The sequence below is a fragment of the Actinacidiphila sp. bgisy144 genome, assembly GCF_057708105.1.
Genome location: NZ_JBYIRM010000006.1, coordinates 260075 through 278791 on the forward strand (window position 1 = coordinate 260075; position 18717 = coordinate 278791).

15 protein-coding genes are annotated in these 18717 nt (G+C 71.7%); 3 read left to right on the forward strand and 12 right to left on the reverse strand.

Annotation, left to right across the window (positions count from 1 at the left end; genetic code table 11):
• Positions 1 to 220: 220 nt before the first annotated feature.
• The 4 genes from alaS to rpsD all read right to left on the reverse strand — a co-directional run bounded on the left by alaS (position 221) and on the right by rpsD (position 4496).
• On the reverse strand, positions 221 to 2890 hold the full coding sequence (gene alaS / locus AC3EVP_RS09875) for an alanine--tRNA ligase (RefSeq protein WP_435128156.1): 2670 nt from the start codon (positions 2888 to 2890) through the stop codon (positions 221 to 223).
• Entirely contained in the window at positions 2890 to 3255 is a 366-nt protein-coding gene (locus AC3EVP_RS09880; RefSeq protein ID WP_435128158.1) for a DUF6167 family protein, read from the reverse strand. The genes alaS and AC3EVP_RS09880 overlap by 1 nt, the downstream gene beginning before the upstream one ends.
• Before the next feature lie 4 nt (positions 3256 to 3259).
• Positions 3260 to 3697, reverse strand: coding sequence for a DUF948 domain-containing protein (locus AC3EVP_RS09885; RefSeq protein WP_335975818.1), 438 nt, complete (start codon positions 3695 to 3697; stop codon positions 3260 to 3262).
• Between the two features lie 187 nt (positions 3698 to 3884).
• The gene (rpsD, locus tag AC3EVP_RS09890; RefSeq protein WP_435128161.1) at positions 3885 to 4496 is read right to left on the reverse strand and encodes a 30S ribosomal protein S4; all 612 of its coding nucleotides are present in this window, start codon (positions 4494 to 4496) and stop codon (positions 3885 to 3887) included.
• A gap of 55 nt (positions 4497 to 4551) precedes the next feature.
• On the opposite strand from rpsD, the gene AC3EVP_RS09895 reads away from it, so the two are divergent.
• Positions 4552 to 5331 (forward strand): DUF2470 domain-containing protein, encoded by a 780-nt coding sequence (locus AC3EVP_RS09895; protein WP_435128163.1) that lies wholly within the window; start codon positions 4552 to 4554, stop codon positions 5329 to 5331.
• Positions 5332 to 5349: 18 nt separating this feature from the next.
• On the opposite strand, the gene AC3EVP_RS09900 is transcribed toward AC3EVP_RS09895, so the two are convergent.
• The 4 genes from AC3EVP_RS09900 to AC3EVP_RS09915 all read right to left on the reverse strand — a co-directional run bounded on the left by AC3EVP_RS09900 (position 5350) and on the right by AC3EVP_RS09915 (position 9496).
• The gene (locus AC3EVP_RS09900) at positions 5350 to 6702 is read right to left on the reverse strand and encodes a replication-associated recombination protein A (RefSeq protein ID WP_335975808.1); all 1353 of its coding nucleotides are present in this window, start codon (positions 6700 to 6702) and stop codon (positions 5350 to 5352) included.
• Positions 6703 to 6747: 45 nt separating this feature from the next.
• A complete protein-coding gene (locus AC3EVP_RS09905) occupies positions 6748 to 7404 on the reverse strand; it encodes a vitamin K epoxide reductase family protein (protein WP_335975804.1) in 657 nt (218 codons plus the stop codon).
• A gap of 104 nt (positions 7405 to 7508) precedes the next feature.
• Positions 7509 to 8771, reverse strand: a complete 1263-nt coding sequence (hisS, locus tag AC3EVP_RS09910; protein ID WP_435128165.1) for a histidine--tRNA ligase — start codon at positions 8769 to 8771, stop codon at positions 7509 to 7511.
• 11 nt (positions 8772 to 8782) lie between these two features.
• The gene (locus AC3EVP_RS09915) at positions 8783 to 9496 is read right to left on the reverse strand and encodes an MBL fold metallo-hydrolase (protein WP_435128167.1); all 714 of its coding nucleotides are present in this window, start codon (positions 9494 to 9496) and stop codon (positions 8783 to 8785) included.
• 268 nt (positions 9497 to 9764) lie between these two features.
• Here AC3EVP_RS09915 and AC3EVP_RS09920 point away from each other — a divergent pair, with 268 nt between their 5' ends.
• Together AC3EVP_RS09920 and AC3EVP_RS09925 are read left to right on the forward strand one after the other, a co-directional pair.
• Positions 9765 to 10616: a peptidylprolyl isomerase gene (locus AC3EVP_RS09920; RefSeq protein ID WP_435128169.1), complete on the forward strand. Its 852-nt coding sequence runs from the start codon at positions 9765 to 9767 to the stop codon at positions 10614 to 10616.
• 217 nt (positions 10617 to 10833) lie between these two features.
• Positions 10834 to 12060, forward strand: coding sequence for a DUF349 domain-containing protein (locus tag AC3EVP_RS09925; protein ID WP_335975792.1), 1227 nt, complete (start codon positions 10834 to 10836; stop codon positions 12058 to 12060).
• A 92-nt stretch (positions 12061 to 12152) separates the two neighbouring features.
• Here the strand turns inward: AC3EVP_RS09925 and AC3EVP_RS09930 are convergent, their stop codons facing one another.
• The 4 genes from AC3EVP_RS09930 to secD all read right to left on the reverse strand — a co-directional run bounded on the left by AC3EVP_RS09930 (position 12153) and on the right by secD (position 18659).
• Positions 12153 to 14765, reverse strand: a complete 2613-nt coding sequence (locus tag AC3EVP_RS09930) for a RelA/SpoT family protein (protein ID WP_435128172.1) — start codon at positions 14763 to 14765, stop codon at positions 12153 to 12155.
• A gap of 228 nt (positions 14766 to 14993) precedes the next feature.
• Positions 14994 to 15554, reverse strand: a complete 561-nt coding sequence (locus AC3EVP_RS09935; RefSeq protein WP_335975788.1) for an adenine phosphoribosyltransferase — start codon at positions 15552 to 15554, stop codon at positions 14994 to 14996.
• A gap of 121 nt (positions 15555 to 15675) precedes the next feature.
• Positions 15676 to 16857 (reverse strand): protein translocase subunit SecF, encoded by a 1182-nt coding sequence (gene secF, locus AC3EVP_RS09940; protein WP_335975785.1) that lies wholly within the window; start codon positions 16855 to 16857, stop codon positions 15676 to 15678.
• Entirely contained in the window at positions 16857 to 18659 is a 1803-nt protein-coding gene (gene secD / locus AC3EVP_RS09945) for a protein translocase subunit SecD (RefSeq protein ID WP_335975781.1), read from the reverse strand. Before secD ends, secF begins: the two co-directional genes overlap by 1 nt.
• Positions 18660 to 18717: the final 58 nt, after the last annotated feature.

Genomic DNA, 18717 nt, shown 5'->3' on the forward strand with positions numbered 1-18717 from the left:
GCCGGAGCCACCAGTGCCGCCCGCACCGCCGCTGCCGCTGCCTGCCGAGCCGCCCGGACCACCCGGACCGCCCGGCCCACCCGTACCGTCTGCGGAACCCCCGCTGCCCGGGCCGTCCGCGCCGAAGGCGCCGGGCCGCGCCACGCCCCGGCCCGCGGCGGAGCGCCGGGCCCGCGGCCGCTCCCGGCCGCGCTCCGCGCCCCGCCGCCGCTCGGTCATGTCACGCCTTCTCGCCGACGAGCCGCCGCACGGCCTCGATCGCCTCGGGCACCGCGGCCGGGTTCTGGCCGCCGCCCTGGGCGACGTCGTCCTTGCCGCCGCCCCCGCCGCCGAGCGTCTTGGCCGCGGTGCGGACCAGCTCGCCGGCCTTCAGGCCGCGGTCGCGCCCGGCGTCATTGGTCGCGATGACCGTCAGCGGGCGGCCGCCCGCCACGGTGAAGAGCGCGACGACCGCGGGCCGGCCGCCGCCGATCCGCTGCCGCACGTCGAGCACCAGCTTGCGCAGGTCGTCCGCGCCGGTGCCGTCCGGCACCGTGCCGGTGACCAGGGCGACGCCCTTGACGTCCTCGGCGCCGGCGGCGAGCCCGGCCGCGGCCTGGAGCACCTTCTCGGCGCGGAAGCGCTCGATCTCCTTCTCGGCGTCCTTGAGCTTGGCGAGCATCCCCGAGATCCGGTCGGGCAGCTCCTCCGGGCGGCCCTTGACCAGTTCGGTGAGCTGGGCGACCACGGTGTGCTCGCGGGCCAGGAAGTTGTACGCGTCGACGCCGACCAGCGCCTCGACACGGCGCACCCCCGAGCCGATCGAGGACTCGCCGAGCAGCTTGACCAGGCCGAGTTGGGCGGTGTTGCCCACATGGGTGCCGCCGCACAGCTCCTTGGAGAAGTCGCCGATGGTCACCACGCGGACGTGCTCACCGTACTTCTCGCCGAACTCCGCGATGGCGCCCTGCCGTTTGGCCTCCGCGATGGGCATCACCTCGGCGGTGACGTCGAGTTCGCGGGCCAGCACTTCGTTGATCTTCTGCTCGACGTCGGAGAGCACGGTGCCGGGCACCGCCGCCGGGGAGCCGAAGTCGAAGCGGAAGCGGCCGGGCGAGTTCTCCGAGCCGGCCTGGGCCGCGGTGGGGCCGAGCGCGTCGCGCAGCGCCTGGTGGGTGAGGTGGGTGGCGCTGTGCGCGCGGGCGATGGCGCGGCGCCGGGTCAGGTCGATCTGGGCGTGGGCGGCGGCGCCCACGGTGACCTCGCCGACCTGGACGACGCCCTTGTGCACGCTGACGCCGGGCACCGGGCGCTGCACGTCGCGGACCTCGATGACGGCGCCGCTGTCCAGCCGGATGCGGCCGGTGTCGGCGAGCTGGCCGCCGCCCTCGGCGTAGAAGGGGGTGCGGTCGAGGACGACCTCGACCTCGTCGCCCTCGGTGGCGGCGGGCGAGGGCACGCCGTCGACCAGCAGCCCGACGACGGTGGCCTCGCCGTGGTCGAGGACGTAGCCGGTGAACTCGGTGGCGCCGGAGCGGTCGGCGACCTCGCGGTAGGCCGACAGGTCCGCGTGGCCGGTCTTCTTCTTCTGCGCGTCGGCCTTGGCCCGGTCGCGCTGCTCCTTCATCAGCCGGCGGAAGCCGTCCTCGTCGACGCTCAGACCCTGTTCGGAGGCCATCTCCAGGGTGAGGTCGATCGGGAAGCCCCAGGTGTCGTGGAGCAGGAACGCCTGCTCGCCGGGGAGCACCCGGCCGCCGGCGGCCTTGGTCTCGGTGACCGCGGTGTCGAGGATGTTGGTGCCGGCCGAGAGGGTCTTGAGGAAGCGGGACTCCTCGGCGAGGGCGACGGACTCGATCCGCTTGCGGTCGGTGATCAGCTCCGGGTACTGCTCGCCCATGGTGCCGATGACGACGTCCACCAGCTCGGCGACGACCGGGCGGTCCGCGCCCAGCATCCGCATGTTGCGGATGGCGCGGCGCATGATGCGGCGCAGGACGTAGCCGCGGCCCTCGTTGCCGGGGGTGACGCCGTCGCCGATGAGCATGACGGCGGTGCGCATGTGGTCCGCGACGACCCGCAGCGACACGTCGGACGCGTCGGCGGCGCCGTAGTGCACGCCGGTCAGCGCGGTGGCGGTGTCGATGACCACGCGCAGGGTGTCGGTCTCGTACATGTTGTGCACGCCCTGGAGGATCATCGCAAGGCGTTCGAGGCCGAGGCCGGTGTCGATGTTCTGGGCGGGCAGGTCGCCGAGGATCTGGAAGCCGTCCTTGCCCTGGCCCGGGCCGCGCTCGTACTGCATGAAGACCAGGTTCCAGATCTCCACGTAGCGCTCGTCATTGACCGCGGGGCCGCCCTCCTCGCCGAACTCGGGGCCGCGGTCGTAGTTGATCTCGGAGCAGGGGCCGCAGGGGCCGGGCACGCCCATGGACCAGAAGTTGGGGCCCATGCCGAGGCGTTGGATGCGCTCGGCGGGCACGCCGACGACGTCGCGCCAGATCCGCTCGGCCTCGTCGTCCTTCTCGTAGACGGTGATCCACAGCTTCTCCGGCTCCAGGCCGAAGCCGCCGTCGGCCTGCGAGCTGGTCAGCAGCTCCCAGGCGTACTTGATGGCGCCTTCCTTGAAGTAGTCGCCGAAGGAGAAGTTGCCGCACATCTGGAAGAACGTGCCGTGCCGGGTGGTCTTGCCGACCTCTTCGATGTCCGGGGTGCGCACGCACTTCTGCACACTGGTCGCGCGGTCGAAGGGCGGCTTGACCTCGCCGAGGAAGTACGGCTTGAAGGGGACCATGCCGGCCGGGACGAGCAGCAGCGTCGGGTCGTCCGCGATGAGGGAGGCCGACGGCACCACGGTGTGCCCGCGCTCCTCGAAGAAGCGCAGCCAGCGGCGGCGGATTTCTGCCGACTCCATCAGTGTTCGTCCTTCCGGTTCTTGTGCTTGCGGTCCCCGCGCCCGGCCCGGGTGGGCAGGGCGGAGCCGCTGTCCGCGGTGGTCCCGGGCAGGGTGGCGCGCGGTGTGGGCAGCGGCTGGGGTGCGTCGGGGGCGCTCTGGGTACGCAGGCCCAGGGCGTCGTGCAGTTCGGTCTCGCGCTGGGCCATGCCGACCCGTACGTCCTGGGCGAACAGCCGCAGCCGCGCGCCGGTCTCCAGCGCGCGGTCCGCGGCGGTCACCGCGAGGCTGTCGGGGTTGAGGCGGCGCACCGCGCGTCCCACCTTGACGGTGGCCCACGCGCCGGTGGCGGCGCCGGTGAAGAACCAGAACAGACGGCGGAACATGGCCTCAGTCCTTAGTGCGGCGGTCGCGGCGGTCCCGGCGCGAGGTGGGCAGCACCCGGCCGGTGAGGGTACGGGCCCGGGCCTTGCCGGAGTCGCCGGCCTGCATGCCGACCGCGCGCCGCACGCCGTAGCCGAAGGCAGCGACCTTCACCAGCGGTCCGCCGAACGTCGAGGCCACCGTGGAGGACAGCGCGGACGCGTTGGCGGTCACCTCGGCGACGTCGGAGGTGATGGTGTCGACCCGGTCCAGCTGGGTGTTCGCGTTGCGCAACGCGTCCGAGGCCTCACCGAGCAGCGGTACGGCCTGTTCGGTGACGCTGGCGACCAACTCCGTGGTGCGGCGCAGGGTCTGCGCGAGCCGGGCGAGGGCCACGGCCAGGAACGAGACGAGGATCGCCCAGAACACGGCGACGATGAGGCCCGCCACCTCTCCACCGGACACGCTGCCGCACCCCTCTTGCTCCCACCCGACCACGAACACAGGCGAGCTTATCGCGCTCCGCGGGCCGGACCCTCCAGGCTGCCCCGTCCGGTCGGCCCCGGGACCGGCTGCCGGTGGTGGGCGTGCCGCGCAGTTCCCCGCGCCCCTTGGAACCCTCAGCGCGGGGAACTGCGCACCCTCCTACCGCTCAGCGGGCGTAGAACTCGACGACGAGCTGCTCGTCGCAGATCACCGGGATCTCGCGGCGGTTGGGGTCGCGGTCGAGGCGGAACGCGAGGGCCTGGAGGTTGACCTGGAGATAGCGGGGGGTCTCGCCGTCGGGCGCCCAGCCGCCTTCGCGGGCGACCAGGAACGGGGTCTTCTCCCGCGAGCGCTCCCGGACCTGCACGACGTCGTCGGGGCGGACCCGGAAGGACGGCTTGTCGACCTTGCGGCCGTTGACCTCGATGTGGCCGTGCACGACCATCTGGCGGGCCTGGTAGATGGTGCGGGCCAGCCCGGACCGGAGCACCAGCGCGTCAAGTCGGCGCTCCAGCTCGACGATCAGCGCCTCGCCGGTCTTGCCCTCGACCTTCTTCGCGCGGTCGTACGCGCGCTGCATCTGCCGCTCGCTGATGTCGTACTGCGCGCGCAGCCGCTGCTTCTCCAGCAGCCGGGTCTTGTAGTCGCTGTTCTGCTTGCGACCGCGGCCGTGCTCACCCGGCGGGTAGGGGCGGGCCTCGAAGTACTTGACCGCCTTCGGGGTGAGCGCGATGCCGAGCGCCCGCGACTTCTTGACCTTGGGACGCGACTGATTCACGTGCGTCGAACCTCCGTGTAGATTAGGTAAGGCTTACCTTAGCTGAGGAGTACGCATGATTCGACCCGGGAACCCCGCACCCGAACGGCCGTCGTGGCAGCAGGAGAACGGTCAGCCGCGTCCCGAAGAGGAAGAAGCGCCCCGGCAGCCCTCGGCCGCCGAACGCGCGCGCACTCTCGTCGAGGGTAACCCGTCCCTCGCCCTGGCCATTCCCGCGCTGCGCCCCGCACCGGCCGAGCCGATGGTGCCGCTGCGCTGCTCCGTCGGGCCCGACGGGGACGTCTTCCTGCTCTTCCCGCGCGCGGCGCCCGCGGCGCGGGCGGCACGGCACGCCAGCGACGACGAGGTACCCGCTGTGCTGGAAGTCACCGATGTCGCGCCGGTCGCGGTGCCGCACCGCATCCGCGGCCGCGCCTGGGTGGCCGGGTGGCTGACCCACGTGCCCGGCGGCGGGTTCGAGGCCGACGCGGAGCTGCTGCGGCTGGAGCCCGGGGAGATCTCCGTGGACGACCTGTGGGGTGCGGCGCTCGTGGAGCCCGACGAGTTCGCCGCGGCCGGGCCCGATCCGCTCGCGCCCTTCGAGACGGATGTGCTCCAGCATCTGGCCGGGTCGCACCCGGAGGAGGTGGCGCTCCTGTGCGGGCTCGTCGGCGAGCCGTGCGTCGCAGGCGCCGCGCAGGCGGTGCCGCTGGCGCTGGACCGGTTCGGGCTGCGGGTCCGCTTCACCGGCGCGGCCGGGACGTACGACGCCCGCTTCGACTTTCCGGCGCCGGTGGAGGGGCCGGCCGCCGCCCGGCGCGCCCTTCGGCACCTTTTCGCTTCCGCGCGGGCGTGACCCTCCGGGGCCCGTACCTCAGCTGTCGCCGGCGAGGCGGCTTCTGACGCGGTCGAGCACATCCGCGTAGCGGGCCTCGGCTCCGTAGCGGGTGGGTTCGTAGTAGCGGCGGTCGGCGAGGTCGTCCGGGAGGTAGCGCTGGGCGGCGATGGCGCCGGGCACGTCGTGGGGGTAGACGTAGCCCTGCGCGTGGCCGAGCTTGGCGGCGCCCTTGTAGTGGCCGTCGCGCAGGTGCGCGGGGACCGGGCCGGCCTTGCCGGCCCGGACGTCGGCGAGGGCGGCACCGATCGCGGTGGTCGCCGCGTTGGACTTCGGCGCGAGGGCGAGCGCGATGGTGGCGTGGCTGAGGATGAGCGACGCCTCGGGGAAGCCGATCATCGCCACCGCCTGGGCCGCGGCGACCGCGGTGGGCAGCGCGGTGGGGTCGGCGAGACCGATGTCCTCGCTCGCGGAGATCATCAGGCGGCGGGCGATGAAGCGCGGGTCCTCCCCCGCCACGATCATCCGGGCCAGGTAGTGCAGCGCGGCGTCGACATCGGAGCCGCGGATCGACTTGATCAGGGCGCTGGCCACGTCGTAGTGCTGGTCGCCGTCGCGGTCGTAGGCGACCGCGGCGCGGTCGACGGCCTCCTCGACGGTGGCCAGCGTGATGGTCTCCTCGCCCTTGGCGAGCGCGGAGCCGGCGCCCGCCTCCAGCGCGGTGAGCGCGCGGCGGGCGTCGCCGCCGGCGATCCGCAGCAGGTGCTCCTCGGCGTCGGGCTGGAGGGTGACGGCGCCGCCGAGCCCGCGCTCCTCGGTGAGCGCGCGGTGCAGCACCCCGCGGATGTCGTCGTCGGTGAGCGATTCGAGGGTGAGCAGCAGGGAGCGGGACAGCAGCGGTGAGATCACCGAGAAGTACGGGTTCTCGGTGGTGGCCGCGATCAGGGTCACCCAGCGGTTCTCGACCGCGGGCAGCAGCGAGTCCTGCTGGGCCTTGCTGAAGCGGTGGATCTCGTCGAGGAACAGGACGGTCTCGCGGTCGTACCCGCCGGCTTGGCGCTTGGCGGACTCGATGACCGCGCGGACCTCCTTGACGCCCGCGGTGATCGCCGACAGCTCCACGAACCGCTTGTTGGTGGCCTTGCTGACGACGTAGGCGAGGGTGGTCTTCCCGGTGCCGGGCGGGCCCCACAGGATCACCGAGGAGGCGCCCGCGGGTCCGGTGCCGCCCTCCCCCACCAGCCGCCGCAGCGGGGACCCCTTGCGCAGCAGGTGCTGCTGGCCGACCACTTCCTCAAGGGTGCGCGGCCGCATACGGACGGCGAGCGGGCTGTTTCCCGGGTCCCGCTCCTGCCGCTCCTCCGCGGCCGCGCTGAACAGATCTGGCTCCACTCGTGAAGGGTATGCCACCGCTGTGACACACCCCGGATCACGAGGTCAGATGACGGTCTTCCAGTAGTACCAGAAGTGGGTGAGGATCAGCAGGCCGATCACCGCATACCACATCACCGGCACCACCCAGTGGAACTCCAGCACGGCGGAGCGGACCGGGCGGGGGAGCTTGATCAGGCCGTTGCGGATGTTGTGCACGGCGGTGTACCAGAAGATCAGGATCGTGACGACCCAGGCCAGGCAGCACCACAGGCAGACCGCGTGGATGTTGTAGATCGTCTGGTACTGGAGCCAGGAGATGAAGCAGACGCCGAAGAGGCCGCCGGCCTGGAGCCCGTACCAGAACCACGGCTTGTAGCGGCCGCCGGCGAAGACGCCCATGGCCACGCAGATCACCACGCCGTAGGCGACCAGGCCGATGATCGGGTTCTGGAAGCCGAAGGCGTGGGCCTGCTTGCTCTCCATCACGCTGCCGCAGGCGATGACCGGGTTGAGGCTGCACGAGAAGTGCGTCGGCTTGCCGTCCACGGTGTTCTGCAGCAGGACGAACTTGTCGTTGGTGATCACGAAGGAGGCGAGCAGGCCGAGTGCGCCGGAGATCAGCAGCAGCCAGGTGAACGGCTTGCTCGGCACGATCTCGGAGCCGGCGCGCGGGGTGCGGTCGTCGTCCGTTCGCGTGTCGTCCAACGCGGAAGTCGTCATGATCGCCGATCTCTCATCGAATCCATGGGGCGGGCACAGACATTGTGCACCCGGGGCGGTGAGTACGGTGTAAGGTACGCCGCCCCGGTACACGTTCGAGGGGTTTAAACCAGCCGTTCCTTGACGGTTCCGGCCACCTCGTCCAGCGCCACCGGACCCTGCTCGCCGCTGGCGAGGTCCTTGATCTGCACGACGCCCTCGGCCAGGTCCCGTTCGCCGGCCACGATCGCCAGCCGGGCGCCGGAGCGGTCCGCGGACTTCATCGCGTTCTTGATGCCCTTGCCGCCGAAGGCGAAGTCCGCGGCGATCCCCTCCCGCCGCAACTGCGTGACCAGCGCGAAGAGGGTGCGCCGGGCCTGCTCGCCGAGCGGCACCGCGTACACGTCGGTGGCGGCGGGCAGCGCGAGTTCGACGCCCTCGGCCTTGAGCGCGAGCACCGTGCGGTCCACGCCCAGCGCCCAGCCGACCGATGGCAGCGACGGGCCGCCGATCATCTCCGACAGGCCGTCGTACCGCCCGCCGCCGCCGACCGCGGACTGCGAGCCGAGCGCGTCGTGCACGAACTCGAAGGTGGTGCGGGTGTAGTAGTCCAGCCCGCGCACCAGCCGGGGGTCGTCCTCGTAGGCCACACCCGCCGCGGTCAGCAGTTCCCGGACCTGCTCGTGGTACTCCTTGCACGCCTCGCACAGGTGGTCCACGATCAGCGGCGCGCCGGTGAGTTGGCGCTGCACCGCCTCGCGCTTGTCGTCCAGCACCCGCAGCGGGTTGATCTCGATCCGCTTGCGGGTGTCGTCGTCGAGGTCGAGGCCGCGCAGGAAGTCCTGGAGCGCGGCGCGGTAGGCCGGGCGGCACTCCTTGTCGCCCAGCGAGTTGAGCAGCAGCCGGAAGTCGCGCAGGCCCAGCGAGCGGTACGCGTCGACGGCCAGGATCACCAGTTCGGCGTCCAGCGCCGGGTCCTCCGCGCCGATCGCCTCGGCGCCGACCTGGGAGAAGTGGCGGTAGCGGCCGGCCTGCGGGCGCTCGTAGCGGTAGTAGGAGCCGGAGTACCACAGCTTCACCGGCAGGTTGCCGGCCTTGTGCAGGTTGGCCTGGAGGGCGGCGCGCAGCACCGACGCGGTGCCCTCGGGGCGCAGTGCCAGCTCGGTGCCGCCCTTGGTGCTGAAGGCGTACATCTCCTTGGTGACGATGTCGGTGGACTCCCCGACACCGCGGGCGAACAGCTCGACGTGCTCGAAGCCGGGGGTCTCGACGTATCCGTAGCCGGCGCGGCGGGCCGGGGCGGCGATCGCCTCGCGCACCGCGAGGAAGGCCGCGGAGTCGGGCGGCAGGAGGTCGTAGGTGCCCTTGGGGGCCTGGAACGTGCTCACGGCAGTGACAGTCACAATCCTCGTCGTGGAGCCGGGTCGTCGCCGGTTCCGTGGCCGCCGGCCACCTTGCCCAGGAAGGGGTTGGTGGCGCGCTCGCGGCCGATGGTCGTCTGGGGGCCGTGCCCGGAGAGCACCACCGTCGAGTCGTCGAGCGGCAGGCACACGCGGGCCAGCGACTCGTACAGCTCGGCGGTGTCGCCACCGGGCAGGTCGGTGCGTCCGACGGAGCCGGCGAACAACAGGTCGCCCGAGAAGAACACCGACGGGATGTCGGCGGTCTCGGGCAGCCGGTAGGTCACCGACCCCTTGGTATGGCCGGGCGCATGCGCGACGCCGAACTCCAGACCGGCCAGCGCGAGGGTCTCGCCGTCGGTCAGCTCCCGAAGGTCGTCGGGCTCGCCGACGGTCAGGCCGGCCAGCAGCGGGGAGCCGACGGAGGCGCCGATCGCCGTCGCCGGGTCGCTGAGCATGTACCGGTCGGCGGGGTGCAGCCAGGCGGGCACGTCGTGCGCGCCGCAGACCGGCAGCACCGAGGCGACGTGGTCGACGTGGCCGTGGCTGAGGATGACCGCCACGGGCTTGAGCCGGTGCTTGGCGAGGACGTCCTGGACGCCCTGGGTCGCGTCGACCCCCGGGTCGATGATCACGCACTCCTCGCCTGCGGCGGGCGCGACCACGTAGCAGTTGGTGCCCCACGCCCCGGCGGGGAACCCGGCAATGAGCACGTTCGTCCTTCTGTCGTCCGCTGTGGGCTGCCCCCGAGCCTACCGGCGAGCGGGGCGCGGCTGCGAACCGGTTGCGAGGTGGTGCGCGGACTGGACGGCAGGTGCGGCGTGACGCGAAGATCTGCGGCACGTACATTCGCATACGGCAGCTTCGACACCGGCTGTGTCCCCTTCGATACAGCCGGCGCACAGGAAACATACAACGCAATGCGTCGGTGCGCGGCACGGACGGACAACCGACGCCCAGACAGACGACGGAGACGGCGAAGTGACCACCAAGGATCAGCGGCGGCGGCAGCTCGCCCGGGACAAGTTCGCGCGCCAGCAGCAGCGCCGGGTGAGCGCGCAGCGCAAGACGCGGGTGCGCAACTCGGTGATCGCCGTGGTGGTCGCCGTGGTCGTCGCCTCGCTCGGCGGGGCGTACGCGGCCGGCGCGTTCGACGGCAGCAGCAAGAAGAAGGACGACGCCGCCGCGACCAGTGCGACCGCGTCCGCCTCGGCGAGCCCCACCGTCTCCAAGGGCCCGGACCCGTGCGAGAAGGCGGCGGCGGGCAAGCCCGGCACCAAGCAGTGGAAGAAGGAGCCGGCGATGACCATCGACAAGTCGGCCGGCTACACCTTCGACCTGGCGACCACCTGCGGCGACATCTCGATCGCGCTGGAGACGGCGAAGGCCCCGCACACCGTCAACTCCTTCAAGTTCCTCGCCGACCAGGGCTACTTCGACCACACCAAGTGCCACCGGCTGACCACGACCGGCATCTACGTGCTCCAGTGCGGCGACCCGACCGGCCAGGGCTCGGGCGGCCCGGGCTACACCATCCCGGACGAGAACCTGACGGCGTTCGGCAAGGCCGACTCCTCCACCGGCTCGGTCACCTACCCGGCGGGCACCATCGCGATGGCCAACACCGGCCAGGCGCACACCGGCGGCAGCCAGTTCTTCCTGGTCTACAAGGACAGCCCGCTGCCGCCGAGCTACACGCCGTTCGGCACCGTCTCCAAGGCCGGCATGAAGGTCCTGGACAAGATCGCCGCCGACGGTGAGAGCACCGGTCAGGGCGACGGTGCGCCCAACGCGACCGTGGTGATCAACAAGGCGACGGTCAGCAAGTCCTGACCCGCGGCCGGGTGCCCGGGCTGCCCGCGGGCGGCCGGACCGAGTCCTGATCGGTATCCGAATTCGCGATTGAGCGCGTATCGGATGCGGACAGCCGGGGCGCCGGTCGCCTATGTTGGCCGTTGGAACCGGTCAGGGCGTGCGGCCCGGCCGGAGGGAAACTGTGGACGATGCCCGCCGGCGGTGACGCGGGTGGGCATCACATGAGGGAGGCGCTGTGAGCAGCGACCCGTGGGGCCGCGTCGACGAGACGGGGACCGTGTACGTGCGTACGGCCGACGGTGAGAAGGAGGTCGGTTCGTGGCAGGCGGGTTCCCCTGACGAGGCGCTCGCCTACTACGAGCGCAAGTACGAGGGGCTCGTCGTGGAGATCGGCCTCCTCGAACGGCGGGTGCAGACGACCGATCTGGCGCCCAAGGAGGCGCTGGCCGCGATCGAGCACCTGCGCACCTCGGTGACCGAGGCGCACGCGGTGGGCGACCTGGCGGCGCTGGGCACCCGGCTGGACGCGCTGGTGGCGCTCGTGGACACCCGGCGCGAGCAGCGCCGGGCGGAGCGGGCGAAGCAGGGCGAGGAGGCGAAGGCCGCCAAGGAGAAGCTGGTCGCCGAGGCCGAGGAGCTGGCCGCGAGCGAGCAGTGGCGCACCGCCGGTGAGCGGCTGCGGGCCCTGGTGGACACCTGGAAGGGTCTGCCGCGGCTGGACCGCAAGGCCGACGACGAGCTGTGGCACCGCTTCAGCCACGCCCGTTCGGTCTTCTCCAAGCGGCGCAAGGCGCACTTCGCGTCGCTGGACGCGCAGCGCGAGGAGGCCCGCCGCACCAAGGAGAAGCTGGTCACCGAGGCGCAGTCGCTGTCGGGCTCCACGGACTGGGGGCCGACCGCGGCCCGCTACCGCGAGTTGATGGCGGAGTGGAAGGCGGCCGGCCGCGCCCAGCGCGAAGCGGAGGACGACCTGTGGAACCGCTTCCGCGGTGCGCAGGACGTGTTCTTCGCCGCGCGTTCCGAGGTGTTCGCCGAGCGGGACTCCGAGCAGCGGGAGAACCTCGCGCGCAAGGAGGAGCTGGTCATCGAGGCGGAGAAGCTGCTGCCGGTGACCGACCTGAAGTCGGCGCGGGCGGCGTTCCGTTCGATCAACGAGCGGTGGGAGGCGATCGGCCATGTGCCGCGCGACGCCCGGCCGCGGATCGAGGGCCGGATGCACACCGTGGAGCGGGCGCTCCAGGAGTCCGAGGAAGCGGAGTGGCGGCGCACCAACCCGGAGGTCCGGGCGCGTGCGGCGGGTCTGACCGGCCAGTTGCAGGCCGCGGTCGACAAGCTGCGCGACCAGGTCGAGGCGGCGCGCGCCGCGGGCAACACCGCGAAGGCCGACAAGCTCCAGTCCGAACTGGACGGCCGGCAGGCGCTGTTGGACGCGGCCTTGAAGGGCATGGGCGAGTTCCGCTGAGCGGAGGCTGACGCCGGCATCCACCAGAGAAAGAGGTCCCCCGCGCCCGTGGCGCGGGGGACCTCTTCGTGTCCCGGGTGGCGGGCGGCCGTTCAGCGCTGCTGGCGGCCTGAGGTGACGCGGTAGACGTCGTAGACGCCCTCGACACCGCGGACCGCCTTGAGGACGTGGCCGAGGTGCTTGGGGTCGCCCATCTCGAAGGTGAAGCGGGAGATCGCGACGCGGTCGCGGGAGGTCTGCACCGCCGCGGACAGGATGTTGACGTGCTGGTCGGACAGTACCCGGGTGACGTCGGAGAGCAGCCGGGCCCGGTCCAGCGCCTCGACCTGGATCGCGACGAGGAAGACCGAGGACTGGGTGGGCGCCCACTCGACGTCGATCATCCGCTCGGGCTGCTGCGAGAGCGACTCGACGTTGACGCAGTCGGCGCGGTGCACCGACACGCCGTTGCCCCGGGTGATGAAGCCGATGATCGGGTCGCCCGGGACGGGGGTGCAGCAGCGGGAGAGCTTCACCCACACGTCGCTCTCGCCCTTGACGATGACGCCCGGGTCGGCGTTCTTCCGCCGCTTGGTGCGGCCCTGGGTGGGGGTGGTGATCTCGGCGATGTCCTCGGTGGCGCCGTCCTCCCCGCCGAGCGCGTCGACCAGCTTCTGCACCACGGACTGCGCGGTGATGTGGCCCTCGCCGATCGCCGCGTAGAGCGCCGAGATGTCGGGGTAGCGCATCTCGTGCGCGAGGGTGACCAGCGAGTCGCCGGTCAGCACCCGCTGGATCGGCAGGTTCTGCTTGCGCATCGCGCGGGCGATCGCTTCCTTGCCCTGCTCGACCGCCTCCTCGCGGCGCTCCTTGGAGAACCACGCGCGGATCTTGTTGCGGGCCCGGGGTGACTTGACGAAGCCCAGCCAGTCCTGGGACGGCCCGGCGCCGGACGCCTTGGAGGTGAACACCTCGACGGTGTCGCCGTTGTCGAGGGTCGACTCCAGGGGCACCAGGCGGCCGTTGACGCGGGCGCCGATGGTGCGGTGCCCGACCTCGGTGTGCACCGCGTAGGCGAAGTCGACCGGGGTAGCGCCGGCCGGCAGCGCTATCACGTCGCCCTTGGGCGTGAAGACGAAGACCTCGCTCTGCGACAGGTCGAAGCGCAGCGACTCCAGGAACTCCCCCGGGTCCTCCGTCTCCTTCTGCCAGTCCAGCAGCTGGCGCAGCCAGGCCATGTCGTTGACCGCGTCGTCCTTCTTGTCCGAACGCGGGCTGTCGGTGCGCACCTTGGAGGCGCCGGCCACCGCTTCCTGCTTGTACTTCCAGTGCGCGGCGATGCCGTACTCGGCGCGGCGGTGCATGTCGAAGGTGCGGATCTGCAACTCGACGGGCTTGCCGCTGGGGCCGATCACGGTGGTGTGCAGCGACTGGTACATGTTGAACTTCGGCATCGCGATGTAGTCCTTGAACCGGCCGGGGACCGGGTTCCATCGCGCGTGGATGGTGCCGAGCGCGGCGTAGCAGTCCCGGACGGTGTCGACGAGGACCCGGATGCCGACCAGGTCGTAGATCTCGGCGAAGTCCCGGCCGCGGACGATCATCTTCTGGTAGACGCTGTAGTAGTGCTTCGGGCGCCCGGTGACGGTGGCCTTGATCCGGGCCGCGCGCAGGTCCTGCTGGACCTGGTCGGTGACCACGGCCAGGTACTCGTCCCGCTTGGGGGCGCGTTCGGCGACGAGGCGGACGATCTCGTCGTACATCTTCGGGTAGAGGATCGCGAAGGCGAGGTCCTCCAGTTCCCACTTGATGGTGTTCATGCCCAGCCGGTGGGCGAGCGGGGCGTAGATCTCCAGCGTCTCGCGGGCCTTCTTCTCCTGCTTCTCCCGCTTGAGGTAGCGCATGGTGCGCATGTTGTGCAGCCGGTCGGCGAGCTTGATCACCAGGACCCGGGGGTCCTTGGCCATCGCGACGACCATCTTGCGCACCGTCTCGGCCTGCGCGGCCTCGCCGAACTTGACCTTGTCCAGCTTGGTGACGCCGTCGACGAGCAGGGCGACCTGGTCGCCGAAGTCGCGGCGCAGCTGGTCCAGGCCGTAGTCGGTGTCCTCGACGGTGTCGTGGAGCAGCCCGGCCATCAAGGTGGCGGGGTCCATGCCCAGCTCGGCGAGGATGGTGGTGACCGCCAGCGGGTGCGTGATGTAGGGGTCGCCGCTCTTGCGCTTCTGGCCGCGGTGCCAGCGCTCGGCGACCTGGTAGGCGGCCTCGATCTGCCGCAGCTGCGCGCTGTCGCCCTTGGGGTCGTTGCCGCGCACGACCCGCAGCAGGGGTTCGAGCACCGGGTTGTACGCGCTGGAGCGCTGCACGCCGAGGCGGGCGAGCCGGGCGCGGACCCGGCTGGAGGAGGCGCCGGGCCGGGTGGGGGCGACGCTGCCGGGGGTACGCACCGGCCGCAGGGCGGCGGGGGTGGGCGCGGGAGCGGGGGCCGGGCCGGACTTGGGCGCGAGCGTGGCGCCCTTGGCCTGGTCGGCGGCCTTGGCCTGGTCGGCGGCCTTGCCGGCGCCGCTGTCGGAGCTCGGGTGGGCCCCGGCGGGCGGGGGCGCGGACTCGGGGGTGGGAGCGGGCGCCGGCGCGCCGGTCGCAGGCGTGCCCCGGCGCCCGTCGGCCGGGCCCGTCCCCTGGGCGGTCCCGTCGGCGGCGTCGAGCGGCTGGGCCTGGTCTGGCAAGGGCACTCCTCACGCGGTCGAAGTCCCATGGTAACGAGCGGCGGCACCCGGCGGGCGCGCGGCGGAGCAAGGCGGCTCCGCCCGGCCCGGCCGGCGCACACGCACCGGCGTACGCCGGTCCGTACGCCGCGCCGGGCACGCCGTACGCCGGCGAAGCGCCTCAGGGGCGCCGTACGGGCCTGCGCGGCCCTGCGGCGGCCCGGGGGCGGCCGATCCGCTGCGGACCGCTCAGACCACGACGAGCGCGTCCAGCGGGACGTCCTTCAGGACCGGGGCGAGCCGCTCCCGGCCGCCGAGCGCGCCCAGCTCCAGCATGACCGCGACGCCGACGACGCTCGCGCCGGTGCGCGCGATCAGGTCGAGCGCGGCTTCGGCGGTGCCGCCGGTGGCGAGCACGTCGTCGATGACGATCACCCGGTCGCCGGGCCCGAAGGCGTCGGCGTGCACCTCGATCTCGGCGGTGCCGTACTCCAGCGCGTAGCCCTGCGCCAGCGTCGGTCCGGGCAGCTTGCCGGCCTTGCGGACCGGTACGAAGCCGAGCCGGGCGCGGGCGGCGGCGGGCGCGGCGAGGATGAAGCCCCGCGCCTCCAGGCCGACGATCTTGGTGGCCGCGTGGCGGGTGCACAGCTCCGCGAGCGCGTCGACCAGGGCGTTGAACGCCACCGGGTCGGCCAGCAGCGGGGTGATGTCCTTGAAGACCACCCCGGGCTGCGGGTAGTCCGCCACGTCGCGGATACGGGAGAGCAGCAGGTCCCGCAGCTCGGGGGAGGCGGCTTCCGTCGTCGTCATGATGCTTCTTTCGGTGCTCGGTGCTCGGTGCTCGGTGCGCGGTGCGCGCGGGCTCGGTGCGCGGGCGGGAAAACGCCCGCCGCCGCCCGGCGGGTACTCCCGGGCGGCGGCGGGCGAGGGCTCAGCGGCGCTTGCCGGAGGGGCGGCCGCGGCCGCGGCTGCCCCGGTTGGACGGCTGGCTGCGGTTCGGGCGGACCCCGGAGTCACTGCTGCCGGTGGCGCGCGGGCCGACGACCGCGGCCGCGGCGTCCTCCTCGCCGTCCTCGGGCTGCTCGTCCTCGGGCTCGTCGGCCGCGGACTCGCCCGCGGCGGCCCGGGCCTTCGCCTTCGCCGCGTCGGACGCGCGCTTGGCGAGCACCCGCTTGCGCAGCGACTTCATCTGCGGGTCGCGCTCCTTCAGCTCCGCCACGATCGGGGTCGCGATGAAGATCGAGGAGTACGCGCCCGCGGTGAGGCCGACGAACAGCGCGAGCGCGATGTCGTTGAGCATGCCGGCGCCGAGGATGCCGCCACCGATGAACAGCAGCGCGGCGACCGGCAGCAGCGCGACCACCGTGGTGTTGATCGACCGCACCAGGGTGCTGTTGAGGCTGCGGTTGGCGACCTCGCTGTAGGTGGAGGTGTTCTTCTTGGTGATGTCCTTGCTGGCTTCCTTCAGCCCGTCGAACACCACGACCGTGTCGTAGAGCGAGTAACCGAGGATGGTCAGCAGGCCGATCACGGTGCCGGGCGAGACCTCGAAGCCGACGATCGCGTAGACGCCGACGGTGATGGTGAGGTCGTGCAGCAGGGCGACGAGGGCGGCCAGCGCCATGCGCCACTCGAAGGCGATGGCGAGGTAGATGACCACCAGCACCAGGAAGATGATCAGGCCTTCCAGTGCCTTGTGGGTGATCTCCTTGCCCCAGCTCGGGCCGACGATCTCGGCGTCGATCTTCGACGCCGGGATCTTCAGGTCCGCGGCGATCTCCTTCTGGACCTTCTTCGACTGGTCGGTGGAGAGGCCGGCCACCTGGATGCGCATGCTGCCGTTGCCGAGCTTCTGCACGGTCGCGTCGCGGCCGTCGGTGTCCCCGGAGATCTTGTTCTGCACGTCGGAGACGGACAGGGACGTCTTCGGGGTGTTGAAGACCGCGCCGCCGGAGAAGTCGATGCTCTCCTTGAGCCCGTTCACCACCAGGCCGATGATCGCGACGATCGTGACCAGGATGGAGATCGAGTACCAGATCTTCCGCTTGCCGACGAAGTCGTAGCTGACCTCGCCCCGGTGCAGCCGGTGACCGAGAGTGCCGAGCTTGGACATCAGGCTTCCTTCGTCTCGGAGGACTGGCGGCGGATACGGCGCAGCGGTGCCTTGACCCCGAGGCTCTCCGGGTTGAGGCCGGACCACTTGTGGCCCTTGGCGTAGAAGGCGCGGCGGGCGAGGATCGTCATCAGCGGCTTGGTGAACAGGAAGACCACGGCGACGTCGAGCAGGGTGGTCAGGCCGAGCGTGAACGCGAAGCCCCGGACCTTGCCGACGGACACGACGTAGAGCACCGCGGCGGCGAGGAAGGACACGAAGTCCGACACCAGGATGGTGCGCCGGGCGCGCGGCCAGCCGCGGGCCACCGCGGGTTGCAGTGTCCTGCCGTCGCGCAGCTCGTCCCTGATCCGTTCGAAGAAGACGATGAACGAGTCGGCGGTGATACCGATCGCGACGATGGCACCGCACACCGCGGGCAGGTTCAGCGCGAATCCGACCGCCTCACCCAGCAGGCACATGATCGTGTAGGTCAGTGCGGCGGAGACGACCAGGCTGAGCACGGCGACGAAGCTCAGGCCGCGGTAGTAGGCCAGCAGGTAGATGACCACGAGGGCGAGGCCGACGGCGCCGGCGATCATGCCGCCGCGCAGCTGCTCGCCGCCGAGCGCGGCGGAGACGGTGGTCTTGTCGGAGATGTTGAAGGCCAGCGGCAGTGAGCCGTACTTCAGCACGTTCGCCAGGTCGGTGGCGGACTGCTGGGTGAAGCTGCCGGAGATCTGCGCGGTGCCGCCGGACAGGGTCGAGGACACCGAGGGGGCCGACACCACGTTGCCGTCGAGGTCGATGGCGAACTGGTTGTTCGGCGAGGACTGCGCCGCGAGGTTCTTGGTGACGCTGGTGAACTGCGAGGAGCCCTTGGAGTCGAAGCTGAGGTTGACCACCCAGCCGTTGCCGCTCTGGGTGTCGAAGACCGCGTTGGCGCTGGTGACGTGCTTGCCGTCGATCTGGGACGGGCCGAGCAGGTACTTCACCCACTGCTTGTCGATCTGGCCGCAGGCGATCACGTTGTCGGTGGGCTTGGTGCCCTCGCTGGCCTTGGCGCGCTGGGCGGGCTTGGTGCAGTCCAGCGCCTCGTACTTGGCCTGGAGCGCGGCCGAGACGCCGGAGGTGGCGTCGGTGGTGCTGGTGCTGGTGCCGCTGGTGTCGGTCGTGCCGTCCGAGGCGCTGCTCGACGCCGTGGCGGTGGCCTGCGGGGTCGGGGCCTTGTCCGTGCCGGACTTCAGGGCGTCGGTGACCGCGCGGCCCTGGCTGCTGGTGGACGAGGGGGTCGCGGTGGACTTGCCGGTGCTGGAGGCCGTCGCGCTCGAGGTGGCCTTCGGGCTGGCGGTGCTGGACGACTTGCTGGTGGCGGAGCCGGTGGGCGTGGGCGTCGGCGTCGTCGTCGCGGTCGGCGAACCGTCGCCGTCGGCGAGGACCTGCCGGAAGTACAGCTGGGCGGTGGTGCCGACCTGCTGCTCGGCCTGGTCGGCGTTGGTGCTCTTGGGGATGTCGACGATGATGTTGTCGTTCCCCTGGGTCTGCACCTCCGCCTCGGAGACGCCCAGGCCGTTGACGCGGTTGTTGATGATGTTGACCGCGGTGTTCATGTTCGCCTTGGTGACGGCCTTGCCCTGGTCGGGCTTGGCGGTCAGCGTGATCTCCACGCCGCCGGCGAGGTCGATGCCGAGCCGCGGGGTCTTGTGGCCGGAGAGGAAGATCCCCCCGGTCAGCGCCACCAGGGCGATGAGGATCACGGCCAGAGCGCGCCCGGGGTACCCCTGGCTCCCCGAGGACCTACGGCCCTTTTTGGCTGCTGCCACCTTGTTGTCTCTCCCTGTCCTACCGCCCCCGGGCATGCGGGCCCGGGGGCGGCCACGA